Annotated in this window: 21 protein-coding genes; 14 read left to right on the top strand and 7 right to left on the bottom strand. The window is 51.8% G+C overall.

What is annotated here, in order from left to right; all coding sequences use genetic code 11:
• Positions 1–9: 9 nt before the first annotated feature.
• The 6 genes from gyrA to dnaA all read right to left on the bottom strand — a co-directional run bounded on the left by gyrA (position 10) and on the right by dnaA (position 8,796).
• A complete protein-coding gene (gene gyrA / locus GT3570_RS17185; RefSeq protein ID WP_011229522.1) occupies positions 10–2,466 on the bottom strand; it encodes a DNA gyrase subunit A in 2,457 nt (818 codons plus the stop codon).
• A 150-nt stretch (positions 2,467–2,616) separates the two neighbouring features.
• On the bottom strand, positions 2,617–4,539 hold the full coding sequence (gyrB, locus tag GT3570_RS17180) for a DNA topoisomerase (ATP-hydrolyzing) subunit B (protein WP_014194553.1): 1,923 nt from the start codon (positions 4,537–4,539) through the stop codon (positions 2,617–2,619).
• Positions 4,540–4,585: 46 nt separating this feature from the next.
• On the bottom strand, positions 4,586–5,704 hold the full coding sequence (gene recF / locus GT3570_RS17175; RefSeq protein WP_011229520.1) for a DNA replication/repair protein RecF: 1,119 nt from the start codon (positions 5,702–5,704) through the stop codon (positions 4,586–4,588).
• Between the two features lie 11 nt (positions 5,705–5,715).
• A complete protein-coding gene (gene yaaA, locus GT3570_RS17170; RefSeq protein WP_012820418.1) occupies positions 5,716–5,946 on the bottom strand; it encodes a S4 domain-containing protein YaaA in 231 nt (76 codons plus the stop codon).
• A 188-nt stretch (positions 5,947–6,134) separates the two neighbouring features.
• Positions 6,135–7,271 carry a DNA polymerase III subunit beta gene (gene dnaN / locus GT3570_RS17165; protein WP_011229518.1) on the bottom strand — a complete coding sequence of 379 codons (1,137 nt, stop codon included), beginning with the start codon at positions 7,269–7,271 and terminating at the stop codon, positions 6,135–6,137.
• Between the two features lie 172 nt (positions 7,272–7,443).
• Positions 7,444–8,796 (bottom strand): chromosomal replication initiator protein DnaA, encoded by a 1,353-nt coding sequence (gene dnaA, locus GT3570_RS17160; RefSeq protein ID WP_011229517.1) that lies wholly within the window; start codon positions 8,794–8,796, stop codon positions 7,444–7,446.
• A gap of 478 nt (positions 8,797–9,274) precedes the next feature.
• On the opposite strand from dnaA, the gene rpmH reads away from it, so the two are divergent.
• The 11 genes from rpmH to GT3570_RS17100 all read left to right on the top strand — a co-directional run bounded on the left by rpmH (position 9,275) and on the right by GT3570_RS17100 (position 19,234).
• The gene (gene rpmH / locus GT3570_RS17155) at positions 9,275–9,409 is read left to right on the top strand and encodes a 50S ribosomal protein L34 (protein WP_003253900.1); all 135 of its coding nucleotides are present in this window, start codon (positions 9,275–9,277) and stop codon (positions 9,407–9,409) included.
• Between the two features lie 79 nt (positions 9,410–9,488).
• Positions 9,489–9,854, top strand: coding sequence for a ribonuclease P protein component (gene rnpA, locus GT3570_RS17150; RefSeq protein WP_011232960.1), 366 nt, complete (start codon positions 9,489–9,491; stop codon positions 9,852–9,854).
• A gap of 72 nt (positions 9,855–9,926) precedes the next feature.
• Positions 9,927–10,691 (top strand): YidC family membrane integrase SpoIIIJ, encoded by a 765-nt coding sequence (spoIIIJ, locus tag GT3570_RS17145; protein WP_011232959.1) that lies wholly within the window; start codon positions 9,927–9,929, stop codon positions 10,689–10,691.
• Positions 10,688–11,344, top strand: coding sequence for an RNA-binding cell elongation regulator Jag/EloR (gene jag / locus GT3570_RS17140; RefSeq protein ID WP_011232958.1), 657 nt, complete (start codon positions 10,688–10,690; stop codon positions 11,342–11,344). The genes spoIIIJ and jag overlap by 4 nt, the downstream gene beginning before the upstream one ends.
• Before the next feature lie 343 nt (positions 11,345–11,687).
• Positions 11,688–13,076 carry a tRNA uridine-5-carboxymethylaminomethyl(34) synthesis GTPase MnmE gene (gene mnmE, locus GT3570_RS17130; RefSeq protein ID WP_011232957.1) on the top strand — a complete coding sequence of 463 codons (1,389 nt, stop codon included), beginning with the start codon at positions 11,688–11,690 and terminating at the stop codon, positions 13,074–13,076.
• An 18-nt stretch (positions 13,077–13,094) separates the two neighbouring features.
• On the top strand, positions 13,095–14,984 hold the full coding sequence (mnmG, locus tag GT3570_RS17125; RefSeq protein ID WP_011232956.1) for a tRNA uridine-5-carboxymethylaminomethyl(34) synthesis enzyme MnmG: 1,890 nt from the start codon (positions 13,095–13,097) through the stop codon (positions 14,982–14,984).
• A gap of 23 nt (positions 14,985–15,007) precedes the next feature.
• Positions 15,008–15,724, top strand: a complete 717-nt coding sequence (gene rsmG, locus GT3570_RS17120) for a 16S rRNA (guanine(527)-N(7))-methyltransferase RsmG (RefSeq protein WP_011232955.1) — start codon at positions 15,008–15,010, stop codon at positions 15,722–15,724.
• Positions 15,725–15,883: 159 nt separating this feature from the next.
• On the top strand, positions 15,884–16,729 hold the full coding sequence (gene noc, locus GT3570_RS17115; protein WP_011232954.1) for a nucleoid occlusion protein: 846 nt from the start codon (positions 15,884–15,886) through the stop codon (positions 16,727–16,729).
• 125 nt (positions 16,730–16,854) lie between these two features.
• Positions 16,855–17,616: a ParA family protein gene (locus GT3570_RS17110; protein ID WP_014197033.1), complete on the top strand. Its 762-nt coding sequence runs from the start codon at positions 16,855–16,857 to the stop codon at positions 17,614–17,616.
• Positions 17,609–18,478, top strand: a complete 870-nt coding sequence (locus GT3570_RS17105) for a ParB/RepB/Spo0J family partition protein (protein WP_011232952.1) — start codon at positions 17,609–17,611, stop codon at positions 18,476–18,478. The genes GT3570_RS17110 and GT3570_RS17105 overlap by 8 nt, the downstream gene beginning before the upstream one ends.
• 54 nt (positions 18,479–18,532) lie before the next feature.
• Positions 18,533–19,234: a DUF554 domain-containing protein gene (locus GT3570_RS17100; protein ID WP_011232951.1), complete on the top strand. Its 702-nt coding sequence runs from the start codon at positions 18,533–18,535 to the stop codon at positions 19,232–19,234.
• A gap of 72 nt (positions 19,235–19,306) precedes the next feature.
• On the opposite strand, the gene yyaC is transcribed toward GT3570_RS17100, so the two are convergent.
• Positions 19,307–19,930 (bottom strand): spore protease YyaC, encoded by a 624-nt coding sequence (gene yyaC / locus GT3570_RS17095; protein ID WP_011232950.1) that lies wholly within the window; start codon positions 19,928–19,930, stop codon positions 19,307–19,309.
• A gap of 186 nt (positions 19,931–20,116) precedes the next feature.
• On the opposite strand from yyaC, the gene GT3570_RS17090 reads away from it, so the two are divergent.
• From GT3570_RS17090 to GT3570_RS17080, 3 genes are read left to right on the top strand one after another with little or no spacing between them, the layout of a single operon-like run.
• The gene (locus GT3570_RS17090) at positions 20,117–21,022 is read left to right on the top strand and encodes a mechanosensitive ion channel family protein (protein WP_011232949.1); all 906 of its coding nucleotides are present in this window, start codon (positions 20,117–20,119) and stop codon (positions 21,020–21,022) included.
• A gap of 12 nt (positions 21,023–21,034) precedes the next feature.
• A complete protein-coding gene (locus tag GT3570_RS17085; RefSeq protein WP_062899076.1) occupies positions 21,035–21,232 on the top strand; it encodes a DUF951 domain-containing protein in 198 nt (65 codons plus the stop codon).
• Positions 21,233–21,288: 56 nt separating this feature from the next.
• Positions 21,289–23,310: a molybdopterin-dependent oxidoreductase gene (locus GT3570_RS17080; RefSeq protein ID WP_014197030.1), complete on the top strand. Its 2,022-nt coding sequence runs from the start codon at positions 21,289–21,291 to the stop codon at positions 23,308–23,310.
• Positions 23,311–23,460 lie beyond the last annotated feature (150 nt).

Here is a 23,460-nt window from a genome sequence, read left to right as displayed (position 1 = left end):
TCTTCTTCTTTATTCCTCGTCCCTTTCTTCCTCAGGCACTTTCGCCACCGTAGCGACGCACTCATGCCCATCTTCGCCAGAGAGGCGAATGAGCTTAACGCCTTGGGCGATTCTTCCCGTCCGAGAAATATCGCTGACGGCAATGCGAATGAGCACGCCGCCGGTCGTGATCACCATGACGTCTTCATTGCCGACGACGGTTGTCACCGCAACGACAGGACCGTTTTTATCCGTGACGTTGCACGTTTTCAATCCTTTGCCCCCGCGGCTTTGCACGCGGTATTCCGAGGCCGGAGTGCGCTTGCCGAACCCTTTTTTCGTGACGACAAGCACATCATGATGGTCTTCTAAAATTTCCATGCCAACTACTTCATCCCCGTCATCAAGCGTGATCGCTTTGACTCCAGTCGCGCTGCGGCCCATCGCCCGCACGTCGGTTTCCGGAAAACGGATGAGCATGCCGTTTTTCGTACCGATGATCAAATGCTTTTTGCCATCCGTCAGCCGGACAGAAATCAGTTCATCCCCTTCGCGCAAATGGATGGCGATAAGCCCGTTGTTGCGAATATGGGCGAACGCTGAAAGCGGGGAACGTTTGGCAATTCCTTGCTTTGTCGCAAACACGAGGTAGCGTTCATCGCTAAACTCGCTTTCAATCGGAATCATGGCGTTGATCCACTCATCTTTATCGAGCTCAAGCAAGTTGATGATCGGCAGCCCTTTGGCTGTGCGGCCGAATTCCGGAATCTCGTAGCCTTTTGCCTGATATACTTTCCCTTTATTCGTGAAAAACAGCACGGTGTCATGAGTCGACGTAATGAGCAAATGTTCGACAAAATCGTCTTCCGCCGTATGCATGCCTTGCACGCCCCGTCCGCCGCGTTTTTGGCTCCGGTACGTCGATAAAGGCAAGCGCTTGATGTAGCCTTTATGAGTAAGCGTGATGACGACATGCTCTTGCGGAATTAAATCCTCGTCATCGAACTGCTCAACGGCTCCTGAAACGATTTCCGTGCGCCGCTCATCGTTGAACCGCTCCTTAATTTCGCTCAGTTCATCGCGAATGATTTGCAATACTTTCTCTTCGTCGGCCAATACGCCTCTCAGTTCTGCGATCAGACGGACAAGGTCTTGGTATTCTTGTTCGATTTTTTCCCGCTCAAGGCCGGTTAACCGTTGCAGGCGCATATCCAAAATCGCCTGCGCTTGCCGTTCACTGAGTGAGAACCGCGCCATCAGCCCTTCGCGCGCCGCCTCCGTTGTCTGTGAGCGGCGGATGAGGTCGATCACTTCATCCAAATGGTCAAGGGCGATGCGCAACCCTTCCAGAATGTGAGCACGCGCCTCGGCTTTTTTCAGCTCAAACGCCGTCCGCCGGCGGATGACGGTTTTTTGATGGTTTAAATAATGCTCCAAACACTCTTTTAAGTTCAGCACTTTCGGCTCGCCGTTTACCAAAGCAAGCATGTTGATGCCAAAACTCGTTTGCAATGCCGTATGTTTGTACAAATTGTTCAACACAACCTTCGCGTTGGCATCGCGCCGCACTTCGATAACGATGCGCATGCCGCTCCGATCCGACTCGTCGCGCAAGTCGGTGATGCCGTCAATTTTTTTGTCGCGCACAAGTTCGGCGATCCGCTCGATCAGTTTCGCCTTGTTTACTTGGTAAGGTAGCTCGGTCACAATGATCGTTTCCTTGCCGTTTGGCTGCTGCTCGATTTCGGCCTTGGCGCGCAATGTAATGGAGCCGCGACCCGTTTCGTACGCCTTGCGGATGCCGCTGCGGCCGATAATTTGTCCAGCGGTTGGAAAGTCAGGTCCTGGGATGTATTCCATCAAATCGGCAACCGTCATCTCCGGATTTTGGCTTAATGCCAACAAGGCATCAATCACTTCGCCAAGCTGGTGCGGCGGAATGTTCGTCGCCATTCCGACAGCGATGCCGGATGAACCGTTGACAAGCAAATTAGGAAACCGGGACGGCAGCACGACCGGTTCTTTTTCCGAACCGTCATAGTTGTCTTGATAGTCAATCGTGTCTTTGTTGATATCGCGCAAAAGCTCCATGGCGATTTTCGACATGCGCGCTTCCGTGTAGCGCATCGCTGCTGCCGCGTCGCCGTCAATCGATCCGAAGTTGCCATGTCCGTCGACAAGCATGTAGCGGTAGTTGAAATCTTGCGCCATGCGCACCATCGTGTCATACACGGCGGCATCCCCGTGCGGATGATATTTCCCGATCACTTCGCCGACGATGCGAGCCGACTTTTTATACGGTTTATCGGCAGTCATGCCGAGGTCGTGCATGGCATATAAAATGCGGCGATGCACCGGCTTCAGCCCGTCGCGCACGTCCGGCAGGGCGCGCGAAACGATGACGCTCATCGCATAGTCAAGAAACGAAGAACGCATTTCCTGGCTGATGTTCACTTCGCGGATGCGCGGTTGTTCGTGTTCTGCCATTCGTTCAAACCTCCCTTTGAAACCTCCTCCAGTCCGGACCGCCCGGCCAGGCGGACGCGGACGGACGGCGGGCGCCGCTTCGCTCGCGCGCCGGGTGTCCCCGTCGGCAAGGTGAAGCGAGGAGGGCGGCTGATTCCCTCTTTTTTTATCCTAAATGTCCAAGTTTTTCACATAACGGGCATTTTCTTCGATGAACTGGCGGCGCGGCTCAACTTTATCGCCCATTAAAATTTCAAACGTTTCATCTGCGTCAATGGCGTCTTGCAAGCTCACTTGCAGCAACGTTCTCGTTTCCGGATTCATCGTCGTTTCCCAAAGTTGCTCCGGATTCATTTCGCCCAGTCCTTTATAGCGTTGAATCGTCGGTTTTGGCTGGTCCGGCAGCTCAGCAAGGATTTTCTCAAGCTGGCGGTCGTTGTAAGCATAACGCACCTGTTTTCCCTGCTCGATTTTATACAGCGGCGGCTGAGCGATATAAATGTAGCCGTGTTCAATCAATTCCCGCATATAACGGTAAAAAAATGTTAAAAGAAGCGTGCGAATATGGGCCCCGTCAACATCGGCGTCGGTCATGATGATGACCTTATGGTAACGCGCCTTTGAGATGTCAAACTCTTCGCCAATGCCCGTGCCAAGGGCGGTAATAATCGCCCGCACCTCATTGTTCGACAAAATTTTGTCCAAGCGCGCTTTTTCCACGTTAAGGATTTTCCCGCGCAGCGGCAAAATCGCTTGGAAATGGCGGTCGCGCCCTTGTTTCGCGGAGCCGCCGGCCGAATCGCCCTCGACGACATACAGCTCGCTGATCGACGGGTCTCTTGACGAACAGTCAGCCAGTTTGCCCGGCAAATTGGAAATTTCAAGCGCACTTTTGCGCCGCGTCAGTTCGCGCGCTTTTTTCGCCGCCAGCCGCGCCCGCGCCGCCATCATGCCTTTTTCGACGATTTTTCGGGCAATCGTCGGATTTTCAAGCAAAAACGTTTCAAATTGTTCGGAAAAGACAGCGTCGGTCACCGTGCGCGCATCGCTGTTGCCGAGCTTCGTTTTCGTTTGCCCTTCAAACTGCGGCGATGGATGCTTGATCGACACGATGGCCGTCAGCCCTTCGCGCACATCTTCGCCAGTCAAATTCGTGTCGTTTTCTTTAAAAATTTGCTGCTTGCGAGCGTAATCATTGATAATGCGCGTCAGCGCCATTTTAAAGCCAGATTCATGTGTGCCGCCTTCATGCGTATGAATGTTGTTGACAAACGAATAAATATTGCTCGTATAGCCGTCGTTGTACTGCAAGGCGATTTCTACGGCAATGCCGTCACGCTCGCCAGCGATATAAATTGGCTCTTCGTGCAGCACTTCTCGTGTTCGGTTCAAATGACGGACGTATGAACGAATGCCGCCTTCGTAAACATATTCGTTTTTTCGGCTGTCAACCCGTTCGTCCGTCAGCGTGATTTTTAAGCCGCGATTTAGAAAGGCGAGCTCACGCAACCGAGTGGCCAGCGTTTCATAGTCAAATTCGGTCGTCTCAGTGAAAATTTCCGGGTCCGGCTTAAAACGGGTCGTCGTTCCGGTCCGGTCTGTCTCGCCGATGACTTGCAAGTCGGTGCACGGTTCTCCGCGCTCGTACCGCTGGTAATGGATTTTTCCATCCCGATAGACGTAAACTTCGAGCCATTCCGATAAGGCGTTGACGACCGAAGCGCCAACGCCGTGCAAGCCGCCGGACACTTTATAGCCCCCTCCGCCAAATTTCCCACCGGCATGAAGGACGGTCATAATGACTTCGACGGCGGGACGCCCGGTCGCCTCGTGAATGTCAACCGGAATGCCACGCCCGTTGTCGGCGACGGTGATGCTGTTGTCTTTGCCGATCGTCACATCGATGTTTGTGCAATAGCCCGCCAACGCCTCGTCGATGCTGTTGTCGACGATTTCCCAAACGAGATGGTGCAGTCCTTTCGGCCCCGTCGAGCCGATGTACATCCCCGGGCGCTTGCGGACCGCTTCAAGGCCTTCAAGCACTTGGATTTGGCTTGCATCGTACGTCTGCTCAACCCGTTGTTCCATTGTCATGCCTGATCACCTACGCTTTCTTTGCAAACGTTCAACGGTCTCGCGGTCAAGAAGGAGCGGTTACCGAACCAGAATGGACTCGATAAATAGCCGCTTCTTGAATGATATCGTGCTTAATGCCGTCAATGCTTGTTGTTGTGACAAAAGTTTGCACTTTTTTCCGGATGGCATCAAGGAGGTGGGTTTGCCGAAAGTCATCAAGTTCTGACAACACATCATCCAGCAATAAAATGGGGTAATCGCCTAACTCGGAAAAGATGAGCTCAAGTTCTGCCAGCTTGACCGCTAGCGCGGTTGTACGTTGTTGCCCCTGGGAACCGAAAGTTTGCACGTTTTTTCCATTCACGAAAAACGCGATGTCATCACGATGCGGGCCGACCAGCGTTGTTCCCCGCTGAACTTCCCGTTCCCTCATGGCGGCGAACGTTTCACTGTATGCTTCTACTATTCTCGACAATTCCGCCTTTTCTGATACGTCGACCGACGGTTCGTATCGGATGCAAAGCTGTTCGGCGCCGCGGCTGATTTCATAGTGGATTGGCATCGCCCATTGCTCAAGCAGCGACAAAAACTGGCGGCGCCGCAGCGTAATTTTGGCCGCCAGCAATACAAGCTGCTCAGTTAACACATCAAGAACCGCCTCATCGCTCCGCTCGCGCGCCTGCATCATTTTTAAGTAATGATTGCGTTGTTGCAGCAGCTTTTGGTATTGGCTCAAATCATGTATATACACAGGCGACACTTGCCCGATTTCCATATCGACAAATCGGCGCCGCACTTGCGGACTTCCCTTGACTAAATTCAAGTCTTCGGGAGCAAACATGACGACATTCAAATGGCCGACGTATTGGCTGAGCCGCTGCTGTTCAATATGGTTGCATCTTGCTTTTTTTCCTTTTTTTGAAATAAGCAACTCAAGCGTTAACGACCCGCTTCGTTTTTCCGCTCTTCCTTCTATTTTAGCATACTCTTCATTCCAACGGATAAGGTCTTTATCGTTGGACGTGCGGTGCGACTTCGCCATAGCCAAAACATAAATGGCCTCCATCATGTTCGTCTTTCCTTGGGCATTTTCTCCTAAGATGACGTTCACGCCCTCACCAAAATTCAGCGTTTCATACTCATAATTCCGGTAATTCGTCAACGTTAAGTTGGTCAAAAACACCGAACCTTCACCTACTCCGCTTTTACGACGACGAACGTGCCAAACGGTTCAATGTCGATCCGGTCGCCGTCTCTCAGCTTTCGCCCGCGCCGGTTTTCCCGTTCTCCATTGACAAGCACGTGATGTTCCTGCAAAAACCATTTGGCCGCACCGCCAGTATCGATCAATCGCACAAGTTTCAAAAGCTGCCCCAGCGTAATCGTTTCCGTTGTAATCGTCACCCGTTGTTCCATCCGTGTCATCGCTCGCTTTCCTTCAAACTGCCTATTCTTTTATTTTACCGAAAAATCCGCCCACTCGCAAAGAAAGCCGATGGGAAGGATGGGCATAGATGTTGCCCGCCTTCTCATCGGACTTGAGAAAAAGCAGCGTTGTCGGGCGGCTTTTGCCCTTGAAGCTGAATGGTTTTCGCCAATAGGAGGGCGGTGGGTCAATATGTTCTCACCGGCAAAATGAGCTGAAGCATCGAATCGGTATGAAGCGGGCGCAACAGGAACGGCCGCATGGCCCCAGTGAAGCTGATTTGAATGTCTGTTCCATCAAGCGCCCGCAACGCGTCCATCATATATTTCGCGCTGAACGAAATGTTCAACTCTTCCCCTTCAAGAGACTCCGTTTGCAGCTGCTCCGTCACTTTCCCGATCTCCGGAGAAATCGAAGAAATTTCGAGCATTCCTCCAGGAAGCGTCGTTAGTTTCACAACGTTGTTCCTTCCTTCTCGAGCAAGCAAGGACGCTCGGTCGATTGCCTGCAAAAACTCTTTTGTATTGACGATCATGGTCGTTTTGCTTTCTGTTGGAATCAAGCGGGCCGTCTCCGGATAGTTGCCGTCAAGCAGCCGGGAAAAGAAGAGAAGGTGCTCGGCCTTAAATAGCACTTGATTGGCTGTCATGACGATGTCCACCGGGTGGTTGCCGTCATCCAAAATTTTGCTGAGCTCATTAAGACTTTTTCCAGGGATGACGACGTTGTATGATACTTCATTTTCCGACTCAATTTTCACTTTGCGCATGGCTAAGCGATGACTGTCGGTCGCTGTGCAGACAAGCTCGCCATGTTCAACTTTCCAGTTGACACCTGTCAAGATTGGGCGCGTTTCCGATGTAGAAACGGCGAACACCGTTTGCCGAATCACGGTTTTCAATAAATCAGCCGGGATTTGAAACACGTTTTCTTCTTCAATTTGCGGCAGGCGCGGATATTCGTCGGCGTTTAGCCCATTGAGGCGGAATTCTGAGTGCCCCGAGCGGATGATCGTCAAAAAGTTGTCTTCCGTTTCGATTTCCACCGTTTGTTGCGGCAGTTTTTTCACGATTTCAGAGAAAAAGCGCGCCTGCAGTACGATGCTCCCCGGTCTTTTCACGTCAACGAGCAACTTGCCTTCTTTTTCAAGCGGAATAAACGATTCAATTGAAATGTCGGAATCGCTTCCGGTCAGCGTTACTCCCGAGGCGGTTGCTGTTAGTTTGATTCCGGTCAAAATCGGAATCGTCGTTCTTGTCGATACGGCTTTCATCACGTCTTGGACGCTCTTGGCCAACGCTTCGCGGTCAATGGAAATGTTCACGTTGCTGTTCCTCCCCGTTTCTTTAGATCGTCGGAAATAAATTATAAAAATATAAAAACAAAAACCGTAGTACTAGTCGTATGGCTTGTTAGTATGTGGATAAACAAAAAAAGCGAAGCAAGCACAGCCTGTCCACATGTGGATAAGCTGTGCATAAAACCGAGACAGTTGTTCACAGTTGCTTCAGCTTTTCTTGAATCTCTTGTATATGCCTTTGCAGCTGCGTATCGGTTTGCAAAAGCTTTGATATTTTTTCATGGGCGTGGATGACGGTTGTATGATCGCGTCCCCCAAATTCATCGCCGATTTTCGGCAACGAACAGTCGGTCAGTTCGCGGGAGAGATACATGGCAATTTGCCGAGGGAACGCGACCGATTTTGTTCGCTTTTTCGCTTTAAAATCTTCCATCTTGATGTTGAAATGCTGTCCAACAACGCGCTGAATGTCTTGAATCGTGATTACCTTCGGCTTTGCGCTCGGGATGATGTCTTTCAATGCCTCTGCTGCCAAGTCAGCGGTGATCTCTTTGTTGATGAGCGACGAATAAGCGACGACGCGAATGAGAGCGCCCTCAAGCTCGCGGATGTTCGAGTCAATTTGATTGGCGATATAAAGCATTACCTCGTTTGGAATGTCAAACCCCTCCGCCTTCGCCTTTTTGCGGAGGATAGCGATCCGCGTCTCCAAATCAGGCGGCGTAATGTCGGTGATGAGCCCCCACTCAAAGCGCGAACGCAAGCGGTCTTCGAGTGTTGGGATTTCTTTCGGCGGTCGATCGCTTGAGATGACGATTTGCTTGCTCTCCTCGTGCAGCGTATTAAACGTATGGAAAAATTCTTCTTGCGTTTGTTCTTTTCCGGCCAAAAACTGAATATCATCGATCAGTAGGACGTCAACGTTCCGATACTTGTTGCGAAAGTCGTCAGGGCGGTTGTCTCGGATGGCGTTAATAAACTCATTCGTAAATTTCTCTGAAGATAAATAGACCACTTTCGCCGATGGGTTATGTTCAATCACGTAATGGCCGATCGCGTGCATTAAGTGTGTTTTTCCAAGTCCGACGCCGCCATAGATAAACAAGGGGTTGTATGCTTTGGCCGGAGCCTCAGCGACCGCCAGTGAAGCGGCATGGGCGAACCGGTTGCCGGAGCCGATGACAAACGTATCGAACGTGTATTTCGGATTTAACATGCTTTGTGGGAAATCGTTTGTCTCTTCATACGGTTTCCGTTGCTTTTTCTTAGATGACTGGAACTCTAGTTCTTCATCATCCTGATTTGGCGGAATGATAAACTTGACGGCCAATTCTTCGCCCGTGATGGTGTAGATCGTTTCCGCAATCAAATGAGAGTAGCGAGAATCAAGCCAATCTCTAGCAAACTCGTTCGGGGCTACGATGACGAGCGTGTCACCTCGTAAAGAGTGGGCTTTTGTTGACTTGAGCCAAGTTTCAAAGCTCGGCTTGCTGATTTTTTGTTCAATCTCCGCGAGCACGCGATCCCATAAGTCATGGATATTTTCCACCCGTTGCCCCTCCCTTAAGTCAGAGGATGATCGTTTGTTTAAAAAAATAAGTTTGTGGAAAAAGCATATTAAGGAAATAAAGAAGCTTTTCGACAAAATCCACCATCTGTGGGTAACATTATTAACGCGTTGTGAAAAAACTATCCACAATCTATCCACAAAATGTGGATAGACTCCTCTTATCCACATAATTATCCATAGTGAAAACACAATAATAATAGCAAATAAAGCGGCTTGTTGCAACGGGATTTTTTTGATTATCCACAAAATGGACGGGATGTGAAAAAATCATTATCCACACCATTGAACATGTGAAAAAAATGTCGATAAATGTTGTGGATTGTTGATAGGGAGAAAAAATTTATCCACAGCGCTGATCAGAGTTGGAAAAACGAAGAGGCGGTTGACATTTGCTAAGATTGTTCAATATAATGAGAAAGACTGCCCGTAACTGTTATTCCCTAGGGAGGTGTCATAGATGAAACGGACGTATCAACCGAATAGACGGAAACGAAGCAAAGTGCACGGATTCCGCGCGCGCATGAGCACGAGAAACGGCAGAAAAGTGTTGGCGCGCCGCCGCCGCAAAGGAAGAAAAGTTTTGTCTGCATAATAGGCCACTGAAGTTTCAGTGGTCTTTTTTCTCAATATTTTGCCGCCGGGAAATTAGGCAAATGGAGTGTTTGGGGAGAATGAAAAAAAAGTATCGGATCAAGAAAAACGAAGAGTTCCAGGAAGTGTTTCAGAGGGGCGCTTCAACGGCCAACCGCCAGTTTGTCATCTACACGCTTGACCGCCCGGAGCAGCCTTATTTTCGCATCGGGCTGTCTGTCAGCAAAAAACTTGGCAAGGCTGTCGTCCGAAATCGAATCAAGCGCTACATCCGCCAATGCTTCCTCGAATTGAAAGAGGAGATTGCCCCTGGCAAAGACTATGTCGTTATCGCTAGGCAGCCGGTGGCGGAGATGAATTATGCGGAAGTAAAAAAAAGTTTAATCCATGTGCTCCGGAAATCCGGAGGGCTGAAAAAAGGAGGCCAACCGTCGCATTCGGCTTGAAAAAATGCTCCACGCGGCAAAAAAAATGGTAAAATACATACGTGAACTTGTATATGTGGGAGGAAAAAGAAGGTGAAAAGGCGAATCAGATTCATCATTTTGTTCGGTGCGTTAGCGGCTGTGCTGGCCGGATGCACGGAAATTCACAAACCGATCACCCCGGAAAGCAAGGGGTTTTGGAACGAGTATATCGTTTATCCGCTTTCTTGGCTGATCAAATATGTCGCCGGGCTGCTCGGCGGAAGCTTTGGGTTGTCCATCATTGTCGTCACCATTTTGATCCGCTTATTGATTTTGCCGCTGATGATTCAACAGACGCGCAACGCGAAGGCGATGCAAGCGCTTCAGCCGGAAATTGAAGCGCTCCGCAAAAAATACAGCTCAAAAGACGCGCAAACTCAACAAAAGCTCCAGCAAGAGATGATGCTCTTATTCCAAAAGCACGGCGTCAACCCAATGGCCGGCTGCTTCCCGATTTTGATCCAGATGCCGATTTTAATTGGATTTTACCATGCCATCATGCGGACGAGAGAAATTGCCCAACATAATTTTTTATGGTTTGACCTTGGCGAAAAAGACCCGTACTACATTTTGCCGGTCATTGCCGGCGTGACGACGTTCATCCAGCAGAAAATCATGATGGCCGGCTCCGCTCAGCAAAATCCACAAATGGCGATGATGCTTTGGATGATGCCGATTATGATCGTCATTTTCGCGATCAACTTCCCAGCTGCTTTGTCGCTTTACTGGGTCGTCGGAAATATTTTCTCCATTGTGCAAACGTATCTCATTAAAGGGCCGGAGATTGCCGCCCATTCAGGAGGAGCGAAAAAGTGAAAGAAGTGACCGCGACTGCCCGGACAGTCGAAGAGGCGGTGCAGTTGGCGCTCGCGCAGCTTGGCGTGCCTCGAGAGCGTGCGGTTATTGTTGTGCTCGATGAAGGGAAAAGAGGTTGGTTTGGCTTGTTTGGCGGCCGGCCGGCGGTTGTGAAAGCCGTGCTGAAAATCGACCCGGTTGAGGAGACGGTTCGCTTTTTGCAGCAAGTCATCGCGCAAATGGGGGCGGAAGGGGCAAGCATCGAAGCCGTCCGCCGCGGCAAGCAGGTGACGCTTCATGTGCACGGGGGGCCGGTCGGTCTATTGATCGGCAAGCACGGGCAAACGTTAAACGCTCTTCAGTTTTTGGCGCAGCTCGTCGCCAACCGCCATGCTGACGAATACGTGTCGATTGCCGTCGATGTCGAAAATTACCGCGAACGAAGGGAAAAGGCGCTGATCGAACTGGCGCACAAGCTGGCCGCCCGGGCGGTGAAGACGGGAAAAGAAGTAAGGTTGGAGCCGTTGCCGGCGCATGAACGGAAGATCATCCATGCAGCGCTGGCTGACAACAAGCACGTCTTGACCTATTCCGTTGGCGTTGATCCGCACCGTTCGATTGTCGTCGCTCCGAAAACAGGCAAAATGTCGCCGAAAAAAGAGGCGCCTCGCTAAACTGTAGAGAGGCGGCCTCTTTTTTACGGTATTGGCGCCGCCTGGAAGATTGGCGATGGAAATGGGGGAAACGCTCCAGCAAGAGCTTCTTCAAATGGGGAAACAGCGCAGCAACGGTCTTTTTTGCCTATCCGTCCAGATGATTGTGAAGCAATCACTAGTTTCCACCAACTTTTTTTTGACGGCCGCCGCTTATATTTTTCAACAACCGCGTTGAGCGCGCCGTATTGTTATTCACATGTGGATAAGTTAAAATTGAACTAAGTGAATATGCACAAGGAAAAAAAGCGGCCAAAACGGGCTGTGGATATAGAGAAAACGGAGCAAAGAGAGGTGAACAGCTTTGACGGAATTTGATACGATCGCCGCCATTTCGACGCCGATGGGCGAAGGGGCGATTGCCATCGTTCGGTTGAGCGGAGATCAAGCGGTTGAGATCGCTGACCGGCTTTTCCGCAGCCCGAGCGGAAAGCGGCTCAAAGACGTTCCATCACACACGATCCACTACGGGCATATCATCGATCCGAAAAGCGGACGGGTCGTTGAAGAAGTAATGGTATCAGTTATGCGCGCACCGAAGACGTTTACGCGCGAGGACGTGGTCGAGATCAACTGCCATGGCGGGTTTGTTTCCGTCAATCGGGTGCTGCAGCTCGTGCTGGCAAACGGGGCGCGGCTCGCCGAGCCGGGGGAGTTTACGAAGCGGGCGTTTTTAAATGGGCGCATCGATTTATCTCAAGCTGAGGCAGTCATCGACCTGATCCGCGCCAAAACCGACCGGGCGATGAACGTCGCCCTACAGCAAATGGAAGGGCGCCTGTCAAAATTGATTCGCGAGTTGCGGCAGACGATTTTGGAGACGCTGGCACATGTTGAAGTCAATATCGATTATCCGGAATACGATGATGTCGAAGAAATGACGCCGCGCCTTTTGCGGGAAAAGGCGGAATATGTGCGCGGGCAAATTGAAAAGCTGCTGTCGACCGCCGCGCAAGGAAAAATATTGCGCGAAGGGCTGGCAACGGTCATCATCGGGCGGCCGAACGTCGGCAAATCGTCGCTTTTGAATGCGCTCGCCCATGAAAATCGGGCGATCGTCACCGATATTCCGGGGACGACGCGCGACGTCATCGAGGAATATGTCAACGTCCGGGGCGTACCGCTTCGCTTGATCGATACGGCTGGCATCCGCGAAACCGAAGATGTCGTCGAACGGATCGGCGTCGAGCGCTCGCAGCAAATGTTGAAGCGGGCCGACTTAATTTTGCTCGTTTTGAATTATCATGAACCGCTGACGGAAGAGGACGAGCGGCTGTTTGCCATGATCGAGGGAATGGACGCCATCGTCATTGTGAATAAAACCGATTTGCCCCGGCGGATCGATATGGAGCGGGTCAAGGAGCTGGCGGCCGGCCGGCCGGTCGTGGGGACATCCCTGTTGCATGAACAAGGAATTGATGAACTGGAGAAGGCGATTGCTGACCTGTTTTTTGGGGGTGAGCTGGAAGCCGGCGATTTGACGTACGTTTCAAACTCTCGCCATATCGCCTTGCTCGAGCAGGCGAAAACAGCGATCGAGGATGCCTTGGCCGGCATTGACGCCGGCATGCCGGTTGATCTCGTCCAAATCGATTTGCGCCGGGCATGGGAGTTGCTTGGCGAAATCATTGGTGATACGGTCCATGAAAGCTTGATTGATCAGCTGTTTGCTCAGTTTTGTTTAGGAAAATAAGCGAGGAGGAAATGCCATATGGATTACCATGGAGGAACGTATGACGTCATTGTCGTTGGCGCTGGCCATGCCGGCTGCGAAGCGGCATTAGCTTCGGCGCGCATCGGGGCGAAGACGCTTGTCATTACGCTCAACCTCGATATGATCGCGTTCATGCCGTGCAACCCGTCGATCGGCGGCCCGGCGAAAGGAATCGTCGTGCGCGAAATCGACGCTCTCGGCGGGGAAATGGCAAAAAACATTGACAAAACATACATTCAAATGCGGATGCTAAACACCGGCAAAGGGCCAGCCGTCCGCGCGCTTCGGGCGCAAGCCGATAAAGTGCTGTACCAGCGGGAAATGAAAAAAACACTCGAAAATCAAGAAAATTTGACGCTTCTGCAAGGAAAAGTCGAGCGGCTGATCGTCGAAGACGGCGTTTGCAAAGGTGTCATCACTCACACGGGGGCGCATTATTACGCCAAGGCGGTCGTCATTACGACCGGGACGTTTTTGCGCGGGGAAATCATCATCGGAGACATTAAATATTCGAGCGGCCCGAACAACCAGCAACCGTCGATTAAGCTGTCCGAGCATTTAGAAGAGCTTGGGTTTGAGCTTGTTCGCTTCAAAACGGGCACGCCGCCGCGCGTCAACAGCCGGACGATCGACTACAGCAAAACGGAAATTCAGCCGGGAGACAAGGAGCCGCGCGCGTTTTCGTACGAGACGACAAAATACATCACTGATCAGCTGCCGTGCTGGCTGACGTACACGACGGAGGAAACACACCGCATCATCGATGAAAACTTGCACTTGTCGCCGATGTACTCCGGCATGATCAAAGGAACCGGGCCGCGCTATTGCCCATCGATCGAGGATAAAGTCGTCCGGTTCCACGATAAGCCGCGCCATCAAATTTTCCTCGAGCCGGAAGGGCGGGAAACAGAAGAAGTGTACGTGCAAGGGTTGTCAACAAGTTTGCCGGAACATATCCAGCGCAAGCTGCTCGAGACGATCCCGGGACTTGAGAAGGCGCAGCTCATGCGGGCTGGCTATGCGATCGAGTATGATGCCATCGTGCCGACGCAGCTATGGCCGACGCTCGAGACGAAGCTTGTGAAAAACTTGTATACCGCAGGGCAAATCAACGGCACGTCCGGCTATGAAGAAGCGGCGGGCCAAGGCATTATGGCCGGCATTAACGCCGCCCACCGTGCGCTCGGCCGCGAAGAAATCATTTTAAGCCGTTCGGATGCCTATATCGGCGTTTTAATCGACGACTTGGTGACGAAAGGGACGAATGAGCCGTACCGCCTGCTGACGTCGCGTGCCGAGTACCGGCTTTTGCTTCGCCATGACAACGCCGATTTGCGCCTGACCGAGCTCGGCTATCGGATCGGTCTCATTTCCGAAGAGCGGTATCAAAAATTTTTGGCGAAAAAAGAGGCGATCGAACGAGAGAAAAAGCGGCTGCAAACGGTGATCATCAAACCGACGCCAAAAGTGCAGGAAGTCATCCGTGAAGCGGGTGGAAGCGAGCTGAAAGACGGCATTCGCGCCGCCGATTTGCTCCGACGCCCGGAGATGACGTACGAGCACATCCGAAAACTGGCGCCGGCTGACGAGGAGATCGCTCCGGAAGTGGCTGAGCAAGTCGAAATTCAAATCAAGTACGAGGGCTACATCCAAAAATCGTTGCAAGAAGTCGAACGGCTCAAAAAAATGGAAAACAAAAAAATCCCGGAAGATATCGATTACGACGCCATCCAAGGGCTTGCAACCGAGGCGCGGCAAAAGCTCAAACAAGTGCGCCCGCTTTCGATCGCCCAGGCGTCGCGCATTTCCGGCGTCAATCCGGCCGATATTTCGATATTATTAGTGTATTTGGAACAAGGAAGAATCGCGCGCGTGTCGAATGAATAAACAATGAGGGAAAGGATTGGCTTATGGAGGCGACACAATTTCAAACCATGCTCGAAGAGAGGGGAATTCTCCTCTCTTCCCGGGCGCTTGCGCAGTTTGAGCGCTATTACGAACTGCTCGTTGAGTGGAACGAGAAAATGAATTTGACCGCTATTACGGACAAGCCCGGCGTCTATGTGAAGCACTTTTTCGACTCGGTGTCCCCGGCTTTTTACTACGACTTTTCAGCGCCGCTTGCGCTTTGCGACGTCGGATCCGGGGCGGGATTTCCGAGCCTTCCGCTCAAAATTTGTTTTCCGCATTTGCGCGTTTCCATCGTTGATTCGCTGCAAAAACGCATCCGTTTTTTAGAGCATCTGATCACCGAGCTCGGGCTTGCGGACGTGGCGCTTTACCACGAACGCGCTGAGACGTTCGCCCGTCAAAAGGGGATGCGCGAATCATTTGACGTCGTCACGGCCAGAGCGGTGGCGCGCATGCCAGTGCTTGTCGAACTTTGCCTTCCGCTCGTGAAAATGGGCGGGACATTCATTGCGATGAAAGCTGCTTCGGCGCTCGAGGAGCTGAAAGAGGGAAACAAGGCGATTTCTGTGCTTGGCGGAGAAGTGACGGCGACGGAAACGTTCACGTTGCCGTTTGACGAAGGCGAACGAACGATCATTTTCATCCAAAAAATGAGAAAAACGCCGAACCAATACCCGCGCAAACCGGGAACGCCGAACAAACAACCGATTCAGTAGCGTCTTTGCGGGCGGGGGAGGGCTTTGCCGGCTGAAAGAGAGAAACAAGCTGTTTCGCTCCCCGCCTTCGTCCCGCGCCAAAAAACCGACCGTAAGGCGGCGTATGCCGGGCGAGACAGAGACATTTTGGCCAAGTATGTCCAAAGGTGGTGTAGGGGGATGAAGCATCCATTTTCGCGCTTGTTCAGCTTTGGAGAAAAAGAACAGGAAGAAATGGAGGAAAAGCAAGAGCGGGAGGAAGTTCGCCACATTCCGGTCAAAAGCATTATTCCGAACCGCTTTCAGCCGCGCACGATGTTTGATGAAGAGAAGATCGACGAGTTGGCGCTGACGATCCGCACGCACGGCATCATCCAGCCGATCGTCGTCCGCGAATGCGGGAACGGACGGTTTGAAATCATCGCGGGCGAGCGGAGATGGAGAGCGGTGCAAAAGCTTGGCTGGACGGAAATCCCCGCGATCATCAAAAACTTAAATGACAAAGAAACCGCCTCCGTCGCCCTCATTGAAAACTTACAGCGCGAAGAGTTGACGCCGATTGAAGAGGCGATGGCGTACGCCAAATTGATCGAGCTCCATGATTTGACGCAAGAAGCGCTCGCTCAGCGGCTCGGCAAAGGACAGTCGACGATCGCCAATAAGCTGCGTCTGCTGAAACTCCCGCAAGAGGTGCAAGAGGCGCTCTTGCAACGGGCGATTACGGAACGTCATGCGCGCGCATTGATTGCCTTGAAAGATAAAGAAAAACAGCTGAAACTGCTGCAAGAAATCATCGACAAACAGTTGAATGTCAAGCAGACGGAAGATCGGGTGTTAAAGCTGCTCGAGGCGGGGGAACGGAAGCCAAAACCGAAGCGAAAGGCGTTCAGCCGCGATATGCGCATCGCCGTCAACACGATCCGCCAGTCGCTTTCCATGGTCGAAAGCAGCGGGGTGTCCGTTCAATCGGAAGAAGAAGAATTCGATGACTACTATCAAATTACGATTCGAATCGCGAAAAAATAACGAAAGTCACCTTTTGCCTCATCAAGCACTGCTGATGGGGTTTTTTCTTTCAGAAAACAAAGTCATTTTCCTGTTTTCGTGCTAAAATAAAATGGATTGAGGAAGAGATAGAGGTAGGTGGCATCGTGGGAAAAGTCATTGCTATTGCAAACCAAAAAGGCGGAGTTGGAAAAACGACGACGGCGGTCAATTTATCGGCATGTTTGGCGCATCTTGGAAAAAAAGTGCTGCTTGTTGACGCCGATCCGCAAGGAAATGCGACGAGCGGCATCGGCATTGAGCGAGGCGATGTGGACGAATGCATTTACAATGTCATCATTGGCGACATGAAAGCAAAAGATGTCATTCGACCGACGGACATCGAAAATTTATACGTCATTCCAGCGACGATCCAGCTCGCCGGCGCAGAAATTGAGCTCGTCTCGGTCGTTTCCCGCGAAATCCGGCTGAGAAACGCGATCGAGCCGCTGAAAGACAAATACGACTTCATTATTATCGATTGTCCTCCTTCGCTCGGCTTGCTGACGCTCAACGCGTTGACAGCGGCCAATTCTGTGCTCATCCCTGTCCAATGCGAATATTATGCGTTAGAAGGGCTCAGCCAGCTGCTTAACACGATCCGGCTTGTGCAGCGGCACTTAAACTATGATTTGCGCCTCGAAGGCGTTCTGTTGACGATGCTTGATGCAAGGACGAATCTAGGCTTGCAGGTCATTCAAGAAGTCAAAAAGTATTTCCGCGAAAAGGTGTACCAGACGATCATCCCGCGAAACGTGCGGCTGAGTGAGGCGCCAAGCCATGGCAAGCCGATCATTTTGTACGATGTGAAATCGCGGGGGGCGGAAGTGTATTTGGAACTGGCGAAGGAGGTGCTTGAACGTGGCTAAAGGTCTCGGCAAAGGCATCAGTGCGCTGTTTGACAACCTTTCTCTCAATGAACTTAATGGGAAAGAGGAAACGGTGCGGGAAGTAAGCATTCACGACCTTCATCCAAACCCGTACCAGCCGCGGAAAACGTTTCAGCCTGAGGCGATTGAGGAGTTGAAGCAATCGATTTTGCAGCACGGCATTTTGCAGCCGCTCATCGTCCGCCGTGTACCGAACGGATTTGAAATCGTCGTTGGTGAACGGCGCTATCGGGCGGCCAAAGAGGCGAATTTGCCGTCAGTGCCGGTCGTGGTGCGCGAGTTGACTGATGAGCAAATGATGGAGTTCGCCCTTCTTGAAAACTTGCAGCGCGAGGATTTGAACCCGATCGAGGAAGCGATGGCGTACAAAATGTTGATGGACAAGCTGCACTTAACCCAGGAGGAAGTCGCGAGCCGTGTTGGGAAGAGCCGTCCGCACATCGCTAATCATTTGCGTTTGTTGTCCCTCCCTTCAGATGTGCAAAAGCTGCTCATTGATGGCACACTTTCGATGGGACATGGCCGCGCGCTTTTAGGGCTGAAACAAAAAAGCAAAATGAAATCGATCGTGGAACGGACGATTCGCGAAGGGTTGAACGTCCGCCAGCTTGAAAAACTGATCCAACAAGCGAACGAAAATGTTTCACGTGAAACATCGAAGCGGAAACCGCCGGAAAAAAGCGTGTTTATTCGGGAAAGCGAATCGTTGCTGCGCGAAAAATTCGGGACGAACGTCACGATTAAACAAACGAGGAAAAGAGGAAAAATTGAAATTGAGTTTTTTTCTCCGGAAGATTTAGAGAGAATATTAGAACTGCTCGATGTGCGGTTCGACGAGTAAGTCGGCCCTTTGATCAAGGCCGGTTTATTTTTTTGCAAGAGAGGGTTGGACATCATGGTGTTGTTAGGAACGATTGTCAATGGAGTGAGCATTATCGCCGGGGCGTTGATTGGAAAATGGCTTCATCGCATCCCCGAGCGAGTGAAGGAAACGGTGATGGGGGGGATTGGGCTTGCGGTGGCGCTGCTTGGCATACAAATGGGAATGAAAAGCGAACAGTTTCTCGTTGTTATTTTCAGCCTTGTTTTCGGCGGCATTCTCGGGGAGTGGTGGAACTGGGAGGAAAAGCTGAACCGGCTCGGTCAATGGCTCGAGGTGAAAGTGAGCGGAAACGGGCAAGGAAGCATCGCTAAAGGGTTTGTCAGCGCAACGTTGTTGTTTGTCATCGGGGCGATGGCCATCGTCGGAGCGCTTGACAGCGGGCTGCGCGGCGACCATAGCGTCTTGTATACGAAATCGATTTTAGACGGCTTTGCCAGTGTCATTTTGACGACGACGCTCGGCATCGGCGTCATCTTCTCCGCCTTGCCGGTCGTTGTTTATGAGGGGAGCATCGCGCTGTTGGCGACGCAAATCGAACGGTTTGTGCCGAAGGAAGTGCTCGATTCGTTCATCGCCGAATCAACGGCGACCGGAGGCATTTTAATTATGGCCATTGGACTCAATATGCTCGGTTTGACGAACATTCGCGTGGCCAATTTGCTGCCGAGCATTCTCATTACGGCAGCCGCCGTTTTCATTCTTTCACTCGTTTAACGACCGGTTGTTTTGGCCGGACAGAAAAGAAATCCCCTCCTTGAACAGCTGACCAAGAGGGGGATTTGCTGCCTACCATAATGAATGCCGGTCTGTTGAGAGCGGAGGGGCAGCGAGCCGCTCTTTTCGGAGGATGAACCGCTCCGCTTCGTAAATGCCATTGGCGATCGTTTTCGCCATATTCATGACAAGATGGAGGCGCGTATTTTGCAGGACGAAAAACTCCATAAACCCGCTGACATTGACAACCCCAGTAATATGGGCGTCGCCGACGGGAAGGAGCTGTTTGTTGACCCCAGCCCCAGGGCGGACGGGTCCTTTGGCAATCGTGATGGCGCCGACGCTTTTCAGCCGCCCGAGGCAGGCATCGACCGCGATCATGAACGGATCGTTATGAATGAGTCGAATGGCTTCTACCTTTTCTTCCAAATTAACGGCATGGATTGGTTCTTCGAGTGTTCCGTACACGTGGAAGCGAGCCAACGGCTTCTCTTTGAGCATCGTGCCGACGAGCGGTCCAAGCGAATCGCCGGTCGAGCGGTCTGTGCCGATGCAAACGATAGCGACCGGCTGAGCGAGCGGGTCGGGAAGCAGTGAGGCGACCCGCCAAGCGATCGACGACACCGCCCCTTGCTCATCGTAAAACACGCGGTCCCTTTCCTCCTTGGATGAGTAAAATATCGATGGTATGCTCATTCGCTTCACTCCTACTTTCGTTTCAAAAGTATTAACAGTATACGGAAAATAAAAGAATGATATACATTTCATTGTTCGTTTTCTTGCCTTTTCTTCGCGATAACGGGATATCGGGCTACAAATCAGCGGCCGGTCTTGTTAAAATAAAAGCGCAGAACAAGAAAAAAGATTGAGGTGTCGCCAACGTTGAACACGATGGAAAAAACGATGAGCCGATTGTTCGCATTTTTGATAGATGAGAAATTGTGGCTCCAGATCGGAAAAGGGACGCTGAAGATTGTTCTTATCCTACTCATATGCGCCATTGCGGTGAAAGTGTTGAAAATTGCCGTTCATAACATGTTCAAAGTGCGACAGAAGGCGCCGATCCGCATTTCCGAACGGCGGGAGGCGACGCTCGTTCGGCTGCTCGACAACGTCATTACGTACGTACTATATTTTATTGCGCTCTTGATGATTTTAGATACGTTTGGCGTTCCCGTCAAAGCGCTGCTCGCCGGGGCTGGGGTCGTCGGGCTGGCCGTGGGTTTTGGCGCACAAAGCTTAGTGAAAGACATCATCACTGGATTTTTCATCATTTTTGAAGACCAGTTCGCGGTCGGCGATTATGTGCGCATTGGCAATTTTGAAGGGTATGTTGAAACGATTGGGCTTCGGGTGACGAAAATTAAAAGTTGGACCGGGGAAGTGCACATTTTGCCAAACGGCAGCATCACTCAAGTGACGAACTATTCACTGCACAACAGCCTCGCTGTCGTTGACGTCAGCATCGCCTATGAAGAAGACATTGAAGAGGCGGAGGAAGCCATCCGCGAGCTTCTTCCGCAGCTGCCGGCGAAGTATGAAGACATGGTCGCCCCGCCGGAATTGCTTGGCGTGCAAAATTTAGCCAGCTCGGAAGTCATATTGCGCATCACGTGCGAAACGAAGCCGATGCGCCATCTGGCGGTCGCTCGGGCGATCCGCAAGGAAGTAAAGCTGCTGTTGGACGAACGGGGAATCGAAATCCCATACCCACGGCTTGTGCTGCATCGCCGCGACGAACAAGAGCAGCCCGAGGCAAAGCCGCAACGGGAGCAATCGTTGTCATAGGGAGGTGGATCGATGGAAGAGAAACAGTTCGGCCTATACGATATCGTCGAAATGAAAAAGCCGCACCCATGTGGAACGAATCGTTGGAAAGTGATTCGCTTGGGCGCTGACATCCGCATTAAATGCGAAGGGTGCTCCCATAGCGTTTTGTTGCCGCGCAAAGAGTTTATCCGCAAAATGAAAAAAGTGCTCGTCAAGCATGAAGAATAAGCAAATGAATCATGGTGGCGAGGCCATGCTCTTTTGTTGCGAAGGGGAGGGAGAAAATGACGGAAACGACGCATGTAACATCATGTCCGCTCAACTGCTGGGACGTATGCGGGCTGAAGGTGACGGTGAACGAGGGAAAAGTCGTACGGGTTGACGGCGACGAACACCATCCCATCACGAAAGGGAACATTTGCGGACGCGGGCGGATGTTGAAAGAGCGGGTAAACGCCAAAGAACGCCTTCTCTATCCGTTGAAAAAAGTAAACGGGCAGTTCGTTCGCATTTCTTGGGAAGAGGCGCTTGATGACATCGCCGGGAAAATGCGGAAGTTGAAAGAACAATTTGGGCCGACAGCCGTGCTTCACAGCCATGATTACGCCAACAACGGGCTGCTGAAAAACCTGGACCGCCGTTTTTTTAATTGTTATGGTGGGGCAACAGAGCTTATCGGCAGCCTTTGCTGGGGCGCGGGCATTGAGGCGCAGACATGGGATTTTGGCAACGCCTACAGCCATGCGCCAGAAGATATCGACAACAGCCGCCACATCGTCATTTGGGGGCGAAACGTCGCCCGCACGAACATGCATTTATTCGAGCGGTTGCTTGCCGCGAAAAAACGCGGGGCGACCATTGTGGTCATTGATCCGCTGTTTGGCCCGACGGCGCGCATCGCCGATCAGTACGTATGCATCAAGCCGGGAATGGACGCTTTTTTGGCGATGGGCATTATGAAAGAGCTGCTTCGACTCGGGTTGGAGGACCGGGCCTTTATCAAGCAACACACAATTGGGTTTGATGATGTCAAACAACTATTGCAGACAATTTCGTTGGCGGAGATTGAGCGGCATACCGGTGTTAGCCGCGATCAAATGACGAAGCTGGCCCGGCTTTACGGGGACCGGCCGACCGCAACGTATCTTGGCCTTGGCATGCAACGCTATGCGAACGGCGGCAATACAATCCGATGGATCGATGCCCTTGTCGCCGCAAGCGGCAACGTTGGCATTCCGGGTGGAGGGGCGAATTTTGGCAACTTGCAGGTGGGCGAGTGTTTTGATAAAGCCGCATTGACGCTCCCAGAGCGGAAAACGGCATCGCGCACATGGACGATGATGAAGCAGGGAGAAGAGATATTGCGGGCGGATGATCCACCGATCGGCATGGTGATCGTCACGTGCGGCAACCCGCTCGCTCAAGTGCCGAACACGAACTTGATGAAAAAAGCGTTCGCTTCCATTGAAACGGTGGTTGTGTTTGAGCAGTTCATGACTGATACGGCTGCAATGGCTGATTATGTTTTGCCAGTAGCGGCTTCGTTTGAAGAGGAAGACGTCTATTGTTCATCGATGTACCATGCGTATTTGAACTACGGGCCGAAGCTTGTCGACCCGCCGGGTGAGGCGAAGCCGGACTTGTGGATTTGGACGGAGCTGGCAAAAAGGCTCGGGTTTGGGGATGATTTTGCCTATACGCGTGAGCAGTTTCTTGCGATGGCGCTCCGGCCGTTGGAGCATCACGGCATTACGCTGAAGCGATTGAAAACAGAACACCGCGTCCTTTTGCCTGTCGAACCGGTGCCATGGCGCGACCGCCGGTTTCAAACGCCAAGCGGAAAATACGAATTTACGTCAACCATCGCCAAGAAAAAAGGGATGGATGGCCGGCTGCAAATCATGTATCCGGCCGAATCGGAGGAGTCCAATCCGGCACTAGCCGCCAAATATCCGTATCGGCTGTTGACGATCCATCCGCTCCGTTCGAATCATTCGCAACATTATCCGCTCATCCCAGCGCTTCAGACAGTCCGCATTGAGGTAGCGGCTGATGTTGCTGCGGCAAAGGGTCTTGCCGATGGCGACCGGGCGCGTGTTTACAACGACCGTGGATCGCTCGTGGGAACGGTCAAGGTGCTTGATGGCGCCTATCCAGGCACGATCAACATTGACGAAGGACAATGGGGAGTGTTCGGCGGGCCGGTCAACGTCCTCACGTCCGATTTGGAGTCGGATAACGGCTGCGGCAGCACGCTGTATGACTGTTTGGTCAATATTGAAAAAGTCACGTCGGAAGCAAAGTAAGCGGTTCACAGTTGCTTCGGATCAGTAGAAAAAAGATATTGTCGATGACAAAATGCGGTTTGAGGCTGTTGATCCGAAAAGATGATTTTGTCATCCAAGTGTTGGGAACAGGGCGCAAACTTCCGCCTTTTTTGAAGCGGGTGGGAGAGG

It is taken from the genome of Geobacillus thermoleovorans, assembly GCF_001610955.1.
GTDB lineage: Bacteria > Bacillota > Bacilli > Bacillales > Anoxybacillaceae > Geobacillus > Geobacillus thermoleovorans.
The sequence above is the reverse complement of the archived record's forward strand: the minus strand, read 5'-3'. Positions and strand labels throughout refer to the sequence as shown.

What these genes read in the sequence shown, in the direction of transcription:
- gyrA (WP_011229522.1), bottom strand. Translation starts at nt 2,466, where the DNA reads ATGGCAGAACACGAACAACCGCGCATCCGCGAAGTGAACATCAGCCAG.
- rsmG (WP_011232955.1), top strand. Translation starts at nt 15,008, where the DNA reads ATGGAGGCGACACAATTTCAAACCATGCTCGAAGAGAGGGGAATTCTC.
- rnpA (WP_011232960.1), top strand. Translation starts at nt 9,489, where the DNA reads ATGAAAAAAAAGTATCGGATCAAGAAAAACGAAGAGTTCCAGGAAGTG.
- yaaA (WP_012820418.1), bottom strand. Translation starts at nt 5,946, where the DNA reads ATGACACGGATGGAACAACGGGTGACGATTACAACGGAAACGATTACG.
- noc (WP_011232954.1), top strand. Translation starts at nt 15,884, where the DNA reads ATGAAGCATCCATTTTCGCGCTTGTTCAGCTTTGGAGAAAAAGAACAG.
- GT3570_RS17080 (WP_014197030.1), top strand. Translation starts at nt 21,289, where the DNA reads ATGACGGAAACGACGCATGTAACATCATGTCCGCTCAACTGCTGGGAC.
- gyrB (WP_014194553.1), bottom strand. Translation starts at nt 4,539, where the DNA reads ATGACAATGGAACAACGGGTTGAGCAGACGTACGATGCAAGCCAAATC.
- rpmH (WP_003253900.1), top strand. Translation starts at nt 9,275, where the DNA reads ATGAAACGGACGTATCAACCGAATAGACGGAAACGAAGCAAAGTGCAC.
- GT3570_RS17100 (WP_011232951.1), top strand. Translation starts at nt 18,533, where the DNA reads ATGGTGTTGTTAGGAACGATTGTCAATGGAGTGAGCATTATCGCCGGG.
- mnmG (WP_011232956.1), top strand. Translation starts at nt 13,095, where the DNA reads ATGGATTACCATGGAGGAACGTATGACGTCATTGTCGTTGGCGCTGGC.
- yyaC (WP_011232950.1), bottom strand. Translation starts at nt 19,930, where the DNA reads ATGAGCATACCATCGATATTTTACTCATCCAAGGAGGAAAGGGACCGC.
- GT3570_RS17085 (WP_062899076.1), top strand. Translation starts at nt 21,035, where the DNA reads ATGGAAGAGAAACAGTTCGGCCTATACGATATCGTCGAAATGAAAAAG.